Source organism: Pseudomonas sp. dw_358, from assembly GCF_018449655.1.
GTDB lineage: Bacteria > Pseudomonadota > Gammaproteobacteria > Pseudomonadales > Pseudomonadaceae > Aquipseudomonas.
Genome location: NZ_JAAVUX010000014.1, coordinates 26,985 through 39,951, shown reverse-complemented (window position 1 = coordinate 39,951; position 12,967 = coordinate 26,985). Strand labels below are relative to the sequence as shown.

The window sequence follows — 12,967 nt, the reverse complement described above, 5'->3', positions numbered from 1 at the left end:
CGGTGTACACACTGCAGTCATCCGCACCTTCAGCCCCTGCGCTGAATGTGTACCGTCTCGATAGGTTGCTCTCTATTAGGGCAACTCAAGCGTACACGCTACAAAACCGCCCATATCCCAGGCGGTTCACGGGAGGTCGTCCAGATGCAGCACGCCGTCAACTCACTCGATGCGCCATGGCTGGACGCTTACGACGCCTTCAGCAGCCCCCAGGACCTGGCCACCACGCTGAAGAAACTCACCGCGCTGGCTTGCGCGTTTGCCCCGTGGACCATCAGCGGCATCCTCGCCGTGGACCACGCTGGAGGCTTCGTCGAGTTGATGGCCGAGACCGGCAACCGCGGCCAGATATTCGATTTGCTGCCGACCCGCTGGCCGCTGATCACCAGCCCGTGCACCACCGTGCTGGCCAGCCGTGAAGTGCTGTTCTTCGAGGATGTGAAGCAGTGCACCCAATACCCGATGTACCAGGCCGAGGCGGTGGCCCAGGACTTCCAGTCGGGGGTGGTGATGCTGCTCGAGGGCCTCGACGCCAGCGGCCGTCCGCTGGTGTGGATGCTGCAAAGTCAGTATGGCCAGCGTGCCAGCGACGAGCAGTTCGCCGTGGCCCACGGTCTGGTGCAGGTGGCCAACCGTGCCATTGCACGGGCCTTGGCTCATGAGCAGGAACAGCGGCAACGCCTGCAGCTCGACGCGCTGTCGCGTCTGGGCACTGACCTGATGGATGAGGTGTTCCGTGGCGCCAACCTGGCCGAACTGGCCAGCCTGAGCGGGGGCAAGGCCGACACGCGGGTGGCAATCATCGATGCCTTGGCCGAACAGGTGTATCACAACCATCCCGGCGACGCCCTCGATGCGCTGTTGCTGGGCCATATCGCGCCGGGAGGCTGGCGAGCAGTGGACGAGCCGGCGCTGGTGCGCTTGCCCGATGCAGGCAACACCTGGGTGCGGGTCGAGCCAGTGATCATCGGTGCGCAGTGGGTCGGCGCCGTGGTGGTGCTCGACGCCCGGCCTGAGCGCGAGGCCCTGGAGCGCAGCCTGCTGCGGCAGGTCAAGGGCGCCGCCGGGGCCCTCTTGCTGCGCAACCACGTCGAGCTGACCCAGCGCAGTCGGGAACTCAAGCGGTTGTTCGAAGCGCTGGAAAAAGCCGACCCCGACAGCCTTGCCGGCCTGCATGCGCAAGCGCGGCTGTGCCAAGTGAACCTGCGCAGGCCCGCCCAGTTGTTGCTGATCAAGCGGCCGCCCGCCAGTGCCCAGCCCCCCCTGGAGCACTGGGAGCGGCGCCTGCTCAGCCAGGCACCGGGCGCCACCCTCTGCGAGCTGTCCCAGGACCTGCTGCTGCGCGTACCCTGTGACAGCGCCGGTGTGGCGCCCGGCTTGCTGGCCCGGCTGCTGGGTACGGCGCAGTCCTTGGCGCAAGAGTCGGGGCAGGGCGTCTTGTCCGTGGCGCGCAGCGCGGTGCTGGAGAGCGCCGAGCACCATGGCCCGGCAATCAAGGGCCTCAAGCAGTTGTTACGGCTGGCGGTGACCTTCGGCCGCGAAGGGCTGGTGGACGACAAGAGCTTCGGCCCCTTCACCTTTCTGGCCGCCGCGCTGGACGCCGAAGCCGCGCCGCAATTCGTCGCCAGCACCATCGGCGCGATCCAGGCCTATGACCGTCAGCACAACACCCACCTGCTGGCAACCTGCGTGGCCTTCAGCGAAGCGGGCTGCCGTTTTCAGGAAACCGCCCACCGCCTGGACATCCATGTCTCGACGCTGCGCTACCGTCTGGCGCGCATCGGTGAGCTGTTCGATATCGACTTCAGCAACCCGGACCAACGTTTTTCCCTGGAGCTGGCCTGCCGTCTGGCCCGGGTCCTGAACCCGACGCCAGCGAGCGCGCCGTTGGGCCAGGCGTTTTACTGAATGAACTCGGTCTTCACTTCCTGCCACAGTTCCAGGTACTGGGCACGGGTCTCGTCGCTGATCGGCTTCATGAAGCGCAGCCGCGCGGTCACCTCCGGCGTGCCCATCACCGCTCGGTTGAAAGCATCGGCGGGCAGCGCATCCACGGCGGCCTGGTTGGCCGACATGGCCGCGCCCACTTCGGTGTCCCACTTCACGTAGAATTCCTTGCTGAGCATGTAGTTGATGTACTGGGCGGCGGCATCGGCGTGTTTGGCGGTGGCGGGGATGGTCAGGGTATCCACCCAGGTAATCGCGCCCTCGGTGGGGATCACGAACTTGACCGGCAGCTTGTAGCGCCGTACCGCGCGGGCCGCGCCACCGGACCAGATCGCGCCCATGTCATAGGTGCCGGCGGCCATGCCTTTGAGCCACTCATCCTCCGAGCCCCAAAAGCTGCGGATCTGGTCTTTGAGCCCCAGCAGCTTGGTCTTGATCGCGCCCATGTCGGCCGGGTTGTTGATGTCCTGCCCGGTGGCCAGCGCAGCCAGGCCGATGACGTAGATCGAATCGTCACGCATGGAGATGCGACCCTTGTATCTAGGGTCCCACAGGGCATTGATCGAGGTCAGGTTGTCTTTGATCTTGTCGGTGTTGTAGGCGTAGGAATTGATACCCCAGGCCCAGGGCACCGCATAGAGCGAGCCGCCGACGCTGATATCGGGGTGCTTTTGCAAGGCAGGTGTGATGCTGGCGTAGTTGGGAATCTTGCTGGTGTCGATCTTCTGCAACAGGCCGGCGGCCTCGATGCTCGGCACAAATTGAGTATTGATGTTGACGATGTCGTAGGCACCTGGGTTGGTGACCATCTTGGTGCGCATTTCCTGGTCGGAGGTGTAGTAGTCATGGACCACCTTGATCCCGGTCTGTTTCTCGAACGCTTCGGTGGCGAATTTCTCGTCGGTGCCGTATCCGCGCCAGTTCAGCACCCGTATTTCAGTGTCCGCTGCGGCCGCCCCCGTGCTGTTGCCCAGTCCCGCTGTCAGCAACGTTGCCCCTAGTACCATTGACTTCAGGGGTAGCGAGAGCAGCGTGTTTTTCTTGATCACCATCTTCAATAACCTCGTCAAAGTGCGCCGTTGTGGGAGGGCAGGGAAAGACCGGTGTCAGTCCAGCAAGAGAGTGTCTGCCGGCGCCCATTCGATGTGGGCTTCGCTACCTGGGGTCAGCGTCGATGCGGCGTGGTTCTGGGTGGTCAGGATGATCTGCTGGCCGCCCATGGCCAGGTGGTAGGTGATACTGTTGCCGGCGTAGATCTCGTGGGCGGTGTGCCCGCTCAGGCAATTGCCACGGGTGCAGCTGGCGGCATCGCTGGCCACCTGAAGTTTTTCCGGGCGCACGGCCGCCGTGACCTGATCGCCGATGCGGCGGCTCGCGCCATGGCTGGAATGGATGACCTGGCCGTCCGCCAGGCTGATCCGGGTCAAGCCGTCGACCTGGGCGCTGACAATACCCGTGAAGAAGTTCGAGTCGCCGAGGAAGCTGGCGACGAACCGGCTGCGGGGGCGTTCATACACCTCGCGCGGGGTGCCGATCTGCTCGACTTTCCCGCCGTTGATGATCGCCAGCCGGTCGGACAGCGTCAGGGCTTCCTGCTGGTCGTGGGTCACCAGAATGGTGGTGACGCCGACTTCGCGCTGGATCTTCTTGAGCTCGATCTGCATCTCGTCCCGCAGTTTTTTGTCCAGCGCGCCCAACGGCTCGTCCAGTAACAGCACTCGCGGACGCGGTGCCAGGGCACGGGCCAGCGCGACCCGTTGCTGCTGGCCGCCAGACAGCTCGCGAGGACGCCGCTCGCCGAAACCCTCGAGGTGCACCAGCTTGAGCAGTTCATCGACGCGCTGGCGCATCTGGGCCTTGGACTGATGGCGCACCGAGAGGCCGAAGGCGATGTTGTCGGCGATGCTCATGTGCGGGAACAGTGCGTAATTCTGGAACATCATGCCCAGTCCGCGCTGGTTGATTGGCACATCCAGCATGCTTTTGCCGTCGATGTCGATGCTGCCCTGATCCGGCTCGACGAATCCGGCAATGGAGCGCAGCAGGGTGGTCTTGCCACCGCCGCTGGGGCCCAGCAGGGAGAAGAATTCACCTTCGGCAATGGTCATGCTGATGGTGTTCAGCGCCAGGGTCTGGCCGTAATGCTTGCTGACCTGCTTGATGTCCACCACGCTCATCTATTGCTCCCCTCCAAACTTGCTGAATCTGGCGAACACGATCATCAGCCCCATGGAAAACAGGATGATGAGGGTGGAAATGGCATTGATCTCCGGGGTGAAGCCCTTGCGAATTGCCGAATAGATTTCCACGGGCAGGGTCGACACGCCGATGGGTGCCAGGAAATAGGAAATCACGAACTGGTCGAACGACAGGGCAAAGGCAAACAGCGCTGCGGCCACCAGACCAGGCGCCAGCAACGGTGCAGTGACCCGCCAGAAAGTCTGCCAGGCGCTGGCGCCGAGGACCTGCGCGGCTTCTTCCAGGGACCGATTGAACGACTTCAGGCGGCTGCGCATGATGAACACCACGTAGGGGATCGACAGCGCCACGTGGCCCAGCAGGATCGCGTGCAAGCCGCGGCCGATGCCGGTCCAGAAGAAGAACAGCATCATCGCCGTGCCAGTGATCAGCCAGGGCATGGTCAGCGAGGGCAGCAGCAACAGCTCGAACCAGGGTTTGGCCCGAAAGTCGTGGCGAGCCAGGGCCAGCGCCGTCAGGGTGCCGAGGCTGACCGAGATCAGGGTGTTGACGAGGGCGATCATGATGCTGTTGGCAGCGGCTTGCAGCAGGTCGTCGTTATGAGACAGAGCACGGAACCATTTGAGGTCGAAGACGAACGGCAGCTGGTACAGCTCGGACTGGTTGAAGGCCATGATCATCATCACGATGATCGGCGTGTACAGAAACACCAGCACCAGGCCCAGGTAACAGGGGGCGAACGCGGCGCGTAGTGGTGTCATGGCGAGCAGTGCTTTCATGGCCAGCCCTCAGGTCAGGTGTTTGCGCAGCAGGGGAAAGAACAGCGCCATCACCAGCAACACCACCGCCAGCAACACGAAGCCCATGGCGGCGCCCAGCGGCCAGTTGAACGAGGTGGTGAACTGGCTCTCGATGATGGTGCCGAAGGTGATGCCTTGCTGGCCGCCGAGGATGCGCGGCTCCATGAAGCAGCCGATCACCGGCACGAAGATCAGCGTGCTGCCGGCGACCAGGCCCGGCAGGCTCAGGGGCAGGATGATGCGCTGGAACACCTGGCGGTGCGACGCGCCCAGGCTCAGGGCGGCTTCGGCCAGGGTGCCGTCGATGGCCTGCAAGGAGACATAGCAGGTCAGGATCATGTAGGGCAGGTACGCGTGGACCAGGCCGATGACAATCGCTTTGTAGCTGTACAGCAGGTCCAGGGAGGGGCCGCCGGGCCAGATCGCCTGCAGCAGATGTCCCAGCAGGCCGTTGTCGCTGAGCACCATGGTCCAGGAAAAAGTCCGCACCAGCGCATTGCTCCAGAACGGCAGCACCACCAGTAGCAGGATCGCTTCGCGCCAGCGATTCTTGATCTTGCGCGCCAGGCAGTAGGCCGCCGGGTAGCCGATCAGCACGCAGAAGAAGGTCACTTGCAGGCCCATCAACAGCGAGCGCTTGAGGTTGATCAAATACACCGGCTTGCTGAAGATGTCGACGTAGTGGGCCAGGGTCAGGGTGCCGCCGGGCCCGGCGATCGGGGCGATGGTCAGGAAACTGAAGTACAGCATGGCCATCAACGGCAGGAAGATCGTTATCAGCAACCACAGGTAGGTCGGCCCGCTGAGCAGGGCCAGCGAGCCGAGCAACCGGCGCTGGGCGCGGGCCCGCCCGGGCAAGTTCGCGGTATCGACCGGCGCCGTGTGCACGGCCAAGGGGTGGGTGCTCATGGGGTACCTCTTTTCAGTCTTTGAGGTTGTCGCGCAGGGTCTGCCCGCTGTACGCGGTGCGAAACAGTCCGCGCCGCTGCAACTCCGGGACCACGCTGCGGCAGAACGCCTCGTGGGAACCGGGATGGTAGATCGGCGAGACGACGAAGCCGTCGCAGGCCCTGGACTCGAACAACGCTTGCAATTGATCGGCCACAGTCTGCGCCGTGCCCACAATCTGATCGGGCAGGGACTTTTGCGCGGCGCTCTTGAAGTCGGTGCCGGCGTTCTGTGCCTTGCCGTTGAGGAAGTCCACCGCGCCCTGTATCCCCTGGTTGCCTTGCAGCTCGGACAGGTTGCCGTCAGCGGTGAGCTTGCTCAGGTCGGCGCCGACGTTGCTGGAGCTCATGGCCAGGATCAGCTCCTGGTTGGCCAGGCTGTTCAGGTACTCGGCCTTTTCCCGGGCGATGGCGTCCGTTTCAGCCACCACTACGGTGCTTTGCACCAGGATCTTGCAGTCCTCCGGGGCACGCCCTTCGCTCGTCACGCGGCCCTTGATGTCGCGGTAGAAATCCTGCATTGCCGTGGCCGAGCCGTGGGCAGTGAAGATCAGCTCGGCCCAGCGCGCCGCGAAGCGCCGACCACGTTCCGAGGACCCGGCCTGCATCAGCACCGGATGCCCTTGTGGACTGCGCGGGATCGACAGCGGTCCGCGAGTCGACACCCATTGGCCTTTGTAGTTGGCGTAATGCACCTTGCTCGGGTCGGCGAACACACCTTGTTGCTTGTCGTGGACGAAGGCGTCGGCGTCCCAGCTGTCCCACAGTGCGCAGCAGGCCTCCAGCACCTCGTCGGCGTGGTCGTAGCGCACATCCCTGGGCAGGATTTCATCGAAACCGAAGTTCTGCGCCTCCAGGTCCGTGGCCGAGGTGACGATGTTCCAGGCCACCCGGCCCTTGCTCAGCACGTCCAGCGAACCCAGCGAGCGGGCCAGGTGATAGGCGTTGTAGAAGGTGGTCGACAGGGTTGCCCCGAGCCCCAGCCGCGAGGTGGCCCGGGCCATGATCGGCAGCACGGTCATGGGGTCCAGGTAGCTGATCTGGCCGCCGTGCTTGACGTAGCTTTCCAGGCTGCCTTTGTGAATGTCATAGAGGCCCAGCAGGTCGGCGAAGAAACAGGCATCGAAACAGGCCGCCTCCAGCTCCCGGGCGATGTGCTCGTAGCGCTCGGGCTCGAGAATGTCGTCCAGCCGCGCCTCGGGATGCCGCCAACCGCCACCGTGGACAGCGGTCGGACCGGTTTTCAGGTAGGCCACCAGGTGCATCATTCGTTTGGACATGGGCAAGTCACTGTACGGGGGGCGAGTGGCTTTACCTTAAGGGGCGGGAGTGGGAGGTGTCTTCCTATGAAATGGAGGAAAGGATGGGGGGTGTTCCTATGATCTGGCGGCTTTGGGGGGTTGGCATTGGACCTCCACCCGCGCCAGTCGATTGAGGTAGGGGGAGGCCGTTGCACGCCTCATGCCTAAAGCTAACCTGTTGATTTAGATGAAAAAGGGATTGTCACGAACGTCGCCAGCTGTTGCCTGGCCAACAGTGGTTGAACAGATTGTCTGTTCACGCCATCCCAGAAATCACTGAGTGTCATCTATGCATATGATTTTAAAAGAAAAAATACACTGGCACGTTTGCTGCTTTGGCTAGACTGCAACGAGGTGACGTCCACCTTGGCGACGAGCAGAGGTCAGCATGAGCACGCAACCGGTGAAATTCGCCTACTGGGTCCCCAACGTCAGCGGCGGTCTGGTGGTCAGCAAGATCGAGCAGCGCACGGGCTGGGACATTGACTACAACCGCACGCTGGCGCAGATCACCGAGCGATCCGGTTTTGAATACGCGCTCACGCAGATTCGCTTCACGGCCGGGTACGGCGCCGAATACCAGCACGAGTCGGTGGCGTTCAGCCACGCCCTGCTGGCGGCCACCGACCGGCTTAAAGCCATTGCCGCCATCCTGCCCGGGCCGCGGACCCCGGCGGTGGCAGCCAAGCAATTGGCGACCATCGATCAACTGACGGCGGGGCGCGTGACATGGCCGCGCGCGTCTCGGATTGGTACTTCACCAACGGCAATACGGTGGAAGGCATCAAGGCTCAAGTCGACGACATTCGGGCCAAGGCCGCCGCCAATGGCCATACGGTCAAGGTAGGTGTCAACGCCTTCATCATTGCCCGCGAAACGGAGGCCGAGGCCCGCGCGGTACTGGCCGAAATCATCGACAAGGCCGACCCCGAGGCGGTCAATGCCTTCGGCGATGCCGCTCGCCAGGCCGGCAAGGCCAGCCCCGAAGGCGAGGGTAACTGGGCCAGGTCGACTTTCGAGGATCTGGTGCAATACAACGACGGGTTCAAGACCGACCTGATCGGCACCCCGCGCCAGATCGCCGAACGCATCGTCGCGCTGAAGGCCGCCGGGGTGGATTTGATCCTGTCGGCATTCCTGCATTTTCAGGAAGAGGTCGAATACTTCGGTGAGCACGTACTGCCCATTGTTCGTGATCTGGAGCGAGACAGCGGACAGGCGTCTGGTCTATAAACCCATACGGGACACTAGCCATTTATGAGTCAAAACCGATGAGTCTGATTTCTCCCGAGCCGCTGCCCGATGTGTTGATTGTCGGCGGTGGCCTGAGCGGTGCGCTGCTGGCCATGCAGCTGCTGCGCCTGCCGGGCCGGCGGCGCGTGTTGATCGTCGAGCCACGCAGCGAGCTGGGTCGCGGCGAGGCCTATAGCGCCCGCGAGCGTGTGCACACCCTGAATGGTAACGCGGCACGCATGAGTGTCGATCCGGACAATGCCAACGACCTGACCCAGTGGCTCACCGAGCACCTGGCTTCGGGGGGCTGGCCCGAGGCCGCGCAGCAATCGGTGCCGGTGGCCGAGCTCTTTGCGCCCCGGGGACTGTTCGGGGTGTACGCGCGGCAGCGTTTGCGCGAGGCGCAACGGGCCAACCCCGGATCCCTTGTCGAGCACGTACAGGGCGAGGTGGTGGCGCTGCACAACGAGGCCCGGGGCGTTCGCGTTACGCTGTCCAATGGTGCCGAGTTGATCGCCCGCACGGCAGTCCTGGCCACCGGGATGTTCCCTGCTGCGCGCACCCGTCAGCGCCAATCCAGTGGTTTGAATGCCGCTGCGCTGGACCCGTGGGATGTGCCCGCGCTGGCGCAGCTCAATCGTGAGGCGCGGGTGCTGATCATCGGTGCCGGGCTGACCATGGTCGACGCCGTGGCGTCGTTGGATCAGGCGGGCCATCGTGGCTCTATCCGCGTGCTATCACGTCACGGCCTGTTGCCCCATGTTCGCCGCCAACCGCCGAGCTGGGATGATTTTCTCGCGGCTGATCACACGCTTCGCAGTCCGAGCCAACTGTTGCGGGCCGTGCGGGCGCAGTGCCAACGGGCGCTGGGGCAAGGCATTGACTGGCAGGCGCCGCTGGATACCGTACGCGCTCACGTCGGGCGGTTGTGGAGCCAGGCCAGTGATGTTCAGCGTCGCCAGTTTGTGCGTCACGTGCGGCCCTGGTGGGAAAGCCATCACCATCGCTCGCCGCCCCAGGGGGCTGCGCTGGTCGAGCGATTGCTTGGCGAAGGGCGGCTGACCGTGGAGGCCGCGTCGTTTCAAGCGCTGGAGGCCCCGGAAGGTGAACCGCTGCGCGTGCGGATTCGCCGCCGGGGGCACCTGCAGAGCGAGTGGGTGGAAGGCGATGCCCTGATCAATTCCAGTGGCATTGAATACGACTGGCGCCGGGTCGACCGGCCGTTGCCGCAGCAACTGCTGGCCGCTGGGCTGATCCGTCCGGGACCCTTGGGCCTGGGTATCGATGCCGATGGGGGCGGGGCGGTGCGCAACGAGGCCGGGGAGGCATCCGCGCGCCTGTTCGCCATGGGCCCGCCGTTGCGCGGCCTGTGGTGGGAAAGCACCGCGGTGACCGATGTCGCCAGTCAAGCCAAGGCACTGGCAGCACGCCTGGCCGGGCTTTAAATCGACAACTGCAACAAGCGCTCGCCTTGCACGTCCTCTATGGGGCGGCGCTTGTTCACCGCCAGCTCGCCGATCTTGATCAACCGGGTGCGGGTGACGTTGCGGGTCAGGCCCAACAGCTTGGCGGTGTGCACCTGGTTGTAGTGGCTGAAGTGGTACGCGGCCCGCAGCAGCGCGTCTTCGACCTTCTCGTGCAAGGCCCCGGCCTGCTCTTCGAAAAGCTTTTGAAAGGCCCGGTTCAGCAGTGCTTCGGCGCTGTCGTCCGTGCCCGAGCCTTCGTCGGGGCGCTCGATGCGCATGTTCGACAGGCGCAAATCTTCGGCGCGGATCAGGCCGTCGCGGCAGATCAGCAAGGTGTGGTGAATGACGTTTTCCAATTCGCGAATGTTGCCTGGCCAGCTGTAGCCGCGCAGTTTGCGCTCGGCATCCGGGCTCAGGGCGATCTCGCCATAGCCCAGGCGCTGGCTGTAGGTGGAGATGAAGTGCCGGGTCAGCGGGAGGATGTCACCGGGGCGCTCGCGCAGGGGGTTGAGCTCCAGACTGACCACGTCCAGGCGGTAATAGAGGTCTTCGCGAAAATGCCCGGCATTGATGGCCCGCTCCAGTTGCACGTTGGTGGCGGCCAGCACGCGCACGTCGATGGGGATGCTCTTGCGCGAGCCCAGCCGGACCACTTCACGCTCTTGCAGCACCCGCAGCAGCTTGACCTGGATGGCCATGGGCAAGTCGCCGATTTCATCGAGAAACAGCGTGCCGCCGTTGGCTTCCTCGAACCAGCCGGCCTTGGCATTGAGGGCGCCGGTGAAGGCGCCTTTCTCGTGACCAAACAGCTCAGCCTCCACCAGCGACTCGGAAAACGCCCCGCAGTTGACCGCCAGGAACGGCTTGTTGCGTCGCCCGCTGAGGTTATGAATGTGCCGGGCAATCAGCTCCTTGCCGGTGCCGGTTTCGCCAATGATCAGCACACTGGCTTCGCTGGGTGCTACGCGCTGCAGGTGCGCGAGCAGGGCTTTGGACTTGGGGTCCTCGAACACTTGCGCGGTGGCGCGGATCGAGGTGGCAAGCGCGGGTGAGGCCGGTAGGGTAACGAGCTGCATGGCATTCACTATGAGTAGAAGGTGGGGATAGGCAGGGTCCGGTTCAGCGCCCAGTCCCCCAGTTCGTGGAGTTTGTAGTCCAGCGGATCGTGCAGGCTCTGGGTGCGCAGGTTGCGCCAGTGGCGATCCAGGCCGACCGAGGCGTGGGTGGAGCGCGCGCCGGTGACTTCGAAGAGTTTGCTGCACAAGTCCAGGCCACCACGGGTGGCGGCGACCTTGGCGGTGGCGATGGCCACGGCCACGTGGCCGCGCTCCTCTTCGCCCAGTTGCGCGTCCTTGCTCCAGGCCGTGTCGAGCAGCCGTGCGGCGTTGCCGAGCAGCAGTCGGCTGCTTTCCAGATGCACCCAGAAGTCACCGAAGTGGCTGAGCACGTAGGGGTCCTGATGGCTTTCCCGGGCCATGGACTTGAACCACGGGCGGGTTTCTGCGCGGGTGTATTGGCGCGCTTCTTCGTAAGCGCCCTGGGCGATGCCGTGGAAGATGCTGGCGAAGTTCAACTGCGCAATCAGCGGACGCAGGCAGGCGAACGGTGTGCTCAAGGGGCCTGGGTCCAGCAACAGTTCGGACTCTTCGACGCGCACCCGTTCAAAGCTGGCGCTGCCGCTGTCGGTCTGGCGCTGGCCCATGTTCTCCCAGTCTCCGTGCAGGGTCACGCCCGTGCGCCCACTGGGGATCGCGGCGATCACCAGCTTGCCGCCAGCCAATTCATCACTGGCCGAGGCAATCAGCATTTCGGAATCCCGGGCGCCGGAGCAGAAGCTCTTCTTGCCGGAAAACTCGCGCCAACCGCCGTGGCTGCGTACGACAGTGCGGGTGTCCAACGGGTTCAGCGCGTTGCCCCAGAACCAGTTGTTGCGCGCAGTCTGTTCGAACCACGGTTGCCATTGCTCGGGGCGGCCAAACAGGCGCACGGTGGCCAGCATCAGGTGATGAAAGCCGAACACGTGGGCGATGGAGCTGTCCGCGCGGGCGAACTCGCTGACCACTTCAAAGGTTTGCTGCCAGTTGGCGCCAAGGCCGCCGTATTCGCGCGGGATGCTCAAGGCCAGCAGGCCACTGTCGCGCAGCGCGTCGCGTTCGGCCTTGGGCGTGCCGCCGCGCTGGTCACGCTCCACAGCGCTGCGGGCAAACTCGGCGCTCAACGCACGCGCCGTGTCCAGGGGTGAGGCGGGCAAAGCAATCACGCGCGTTTGAGTTGCTGACGTGAATGGGCGGCGAACAGCGGTGCAGCCCGTTCGGCGGCCAGGGTGATGCGCGCCTTGAGCAGTTCGCTGCTGATGCTGTAATCGGTGAAATCGGCCTGGGTGGCGTAGACGCCGATGGGCAAGGTCAGCGCTTGCAGGAAGCTGAACAGCGGACGCAACTGGTGATCCAGTACCAGCGCGTGGCGCTCGCTGCCGCCGGTGGCCGCCAGCAGCACGGGCTTGTCGATCAGGCCGTTGATGTCGATCAGGTCGAACAAGTGCTTGAGGTGCCCAGGGTAGGAACCGCGATAGACCGGCGAGGCAACGATCAGCAGGTCCGCTGCCTCGATGGCCGCCAGCTCCGCTTCCACTTCAGGCGCCAGTTCCTGACGCGACAGCGCCGCACCGAGGGGGCGGGCGATATCGCCCAACTCGATGACCTTGCTGTTGATGTGCAGGTGCTGACCTAGCTCGGCCAGCAAGGCCTCCACCAGTACCAGGGTACGTGAGGGGCGATAAGCACCGCCGGAAAGGGCAACAACGTTCAGAGCAGTGGACATGTTCGATTCCTTCATGGGTAACCCGGCGAGTGCCTGGGGGTGGCAGGGCATCAGCAAGACCTGTACCACCTCTTCAAACCGTGATTCACAGGGTTGCGGGCTACCTGTCGACGGGCTGGGTGTTGTTCCGGGCCCTGTTTGTTCATGGGGTGTTGCTGGAGCAACAGTGGCCTGGGCAACAGGTCTGTTGGGGCTGAGATGAGAATAGAAGGAATAAGGGCGGGGAAATAAATACTGATTGGTTATGAGGATAT

Annotated in this window: 10 protein-coding genes and 1 pseudogene; 3 read left to right on the top strand and 8 right to left on the bottom strand. The window is 64.0% G+C overall.

From position 1 onward, the window contains the following. Positions 1–144 precede the first annotated feature (144 nt). Positions 145–1,908 (top strand): helix-turn-helix domain-containing protein, encoded by a 1,764-nt coding sequence (locus tag HB675_RS18905; protein ID WP_213880330.1) that lies wholly within the window; start codon positions 145–147, stop codon positions 1,906–1,908. Here HB675_RS18905 and HB675_RS18900 read toward each other — a convergent pair. From HB675_RS18900 to HB675_RS18880, 5 genes are read right to left on the bottom strand one after another with little or no spacing between them, the layout of a single operon-like run. Next, complete coding sequence (locus HB675_RS18900; RefSeq protein ID WP_213880328.1) at positions 1,902–2,999, bottom strand: extracellular solute-binding protein; 1,098 nt, start codon at positions 2,997–2,999, stop codon at positions 1,902–1,904. The two genes, HB675_RS18905 and HB675_RS18900, sit on opposite strands and share 7 nt — an antisense overlap. A 54-nt stretch (positions 3,000–3,053) precedes the next feature. Then, positions 3,054–4,124 carry an ABC transporter ATP-binding protein gene (locus HB675_RS18895; RefSeq protein ID WP_213880326.1) on the bottom strand — a complete coding sequence of 357 codons (1,071 nt, stop codon included), beginning with the start codon at positions 4,122–4,124 and terminating at the stop codon, positions 3,054–3,056. Continuing rightward, positions 4,125–4,925: an ABC transporter permease gene (locus HB675_RS18890; RefSeq protein ID WP_213880324.1), complete on the bottom strand. Its 801-nt coding sequence runs from the start codon at positions 4,923–4,925 to the stop codon at positions 4,125–4,127. 9 nt (positions 4,926–4,934) lie between these two features. Then, positions 4,935–5,855 carry an ABC transporter permease gene (locus HB675_RS18885; protein ID WP_213880322.1) on the bottom strand — a complete coding sequence of 307 codons (921 nt, stop codon included), beginning with the start codon at positions 5,853–5,855 and terminating at the stop codon, positions 4,935–4,937. A 13-nt stretch (positions 5,856–5,868) separates the two neighbouring features. Next, a complete protein-coding gene (locus tag HB675_RS18880) occupies positions 5,869–7,173 on the bottom strand; it encodes an LLM class flavin-dependent oxidoreductase (RefSeq protein WP_213880320.1) in 1,305 nt (434 codons plus the stop codon). Between the two features lie 409 nt (positions 7,174–7,582). Between HB675_RS18880 and HB675_RS18875 the strand changes: the two are divergent. Both HB675_RS18875 and HB675_RS18870 read left to right on the top strand, forming a co-directional pair. Then, positions 7,583–8,427: pseudogene (locus HB675_RS18875) on the top strand (LLM class flavin-dependent oxidoreductase). A gap of 38 nt (positions 8,428–8,465) precedes the next feature. Next, positions 8,466–9,872, top strand: a complete 1,407-nt coding sequence (locus HB675_RS18870) for an FAD/NAD(P)-binding protein (protein ID WP_213880318.1) — start codon at positions 8,466–8,468, stop codon at positions 9,870–9,872. Here HB675_RS18870 and HB675_RS18865 read toward each other — a convergent pair. Genes HB675_RS18865 through msuE form a run of 3 tightly spaced genes read right to left on the bottom strand, consistent with a single transcriptional unit; the run spans position 9,869 to position 12,713 of the window. Further along, entirely contained in the window at positions 9,869–10,969 is a 1,101-nt protein-coding gene (locus tag HB675_RS18865) for a sigma-54 dependent transcriptional regulator (protein ID WP_213880316.1), read from the bottom strand. The two genes, HB675_RS18870 and HB675_RS18865, sit on opposite strands and share 4 nt — an antisense overlap. Positions 10,970–10,977: 8 nt before the next feature. Next, positions 10,978–12,153: an acyl-CoA dehydrogenase family protein gene (locus tag HB675_RS18860; RefSeq protein WP_213880314.1), complete on the bottom strand. Its 1,176-nt coding sequence runs from the start codon at positions 12,151–12,153 to the stop codon at positions 10,978–10,980. Next, positions 12,150–12,713, bottom strand: a complete 564-nt coding sequence (gene msuE / locus HB675_RS18855) for an FMN reductase (protein WP_213880312.1) — start codon at positions 12,711–12,713, stop codon at positions 12,150–12,152. The genes HB675_RS18860 and msuE overlap by 4 nt, the downstream gene beginning before the upstream one ends. Between the last annotated feature and the right edge of the window lie 254 nt (positions 12,714–12,967).

Excerpts from the sequence above, each read along its gene's own strand:
- HB675_RS18900 (WP_213880328.1), bottom strand. The coding sequence starts at position 2,999 with ATGGTGATCAAGAAAAACACGCTGCTCTCGCTACCCCTGAAGTCAATG.
- HB675_RS18865 (WP_213880316.1), bottom strand. The coding sequence starts at position 10,969 with ATGCAGCTCGTTACCCTACCGGCCTCACCCGCGCTTGCCACCTCGATC.
- HB675_RS18880 (WP_213880320.1), bottom strand. The coding sequence starts at position 7,173 with ATGTCCAAACGAATGATGCACCTGGTGGCCTACCTGAAAACCGGTCCG.
- HB675_RS18885 (WP_213880322.1), bottom strand. The coding sequence starts at position 5,855 with ATGAGCACCCACCCCTTGGCCGTGCACACGGCGCCGGTCGATACCGCG.
- HB675_RS18890 (WP_213880324.1), bottom strand. The coding sequence starts at position 4,925 with ATGAAAGCACTGCTCGCCATGACACCACTACGCGCCGCGTTCGCCCCC.
- HB675_RS18905 (WP_213880330.1), top strand. The coding sequence starts at position 145 with ATGCAGCACGCCGTCAACTCACTCGATGCGCCATGGCTGGACGCTTAC.
- HB675_RS18895 (WP_213880326.1), bottom strand. The coding sequence starts at position 4,124 with ATGAGCGTGGTGGACATCAAGCAGGTCAGCAAGCATTACGGCCAGACC.
- HB675_RS18870 (WP_213880318.1), top strand. The coding sequence starts at position 8,466 with ATGAGTCTGATTTCTCCCGAGCCGCTGCCCGATGTGTTGATTGTCGGC.
- msuE (WP_213880312.1), bottom strand. The coding sequence starts at position 12,713 with ATGTCCACTGCTCTGAACGTTGTTGCCCTTTCCGGCGGTGCTTATCGC.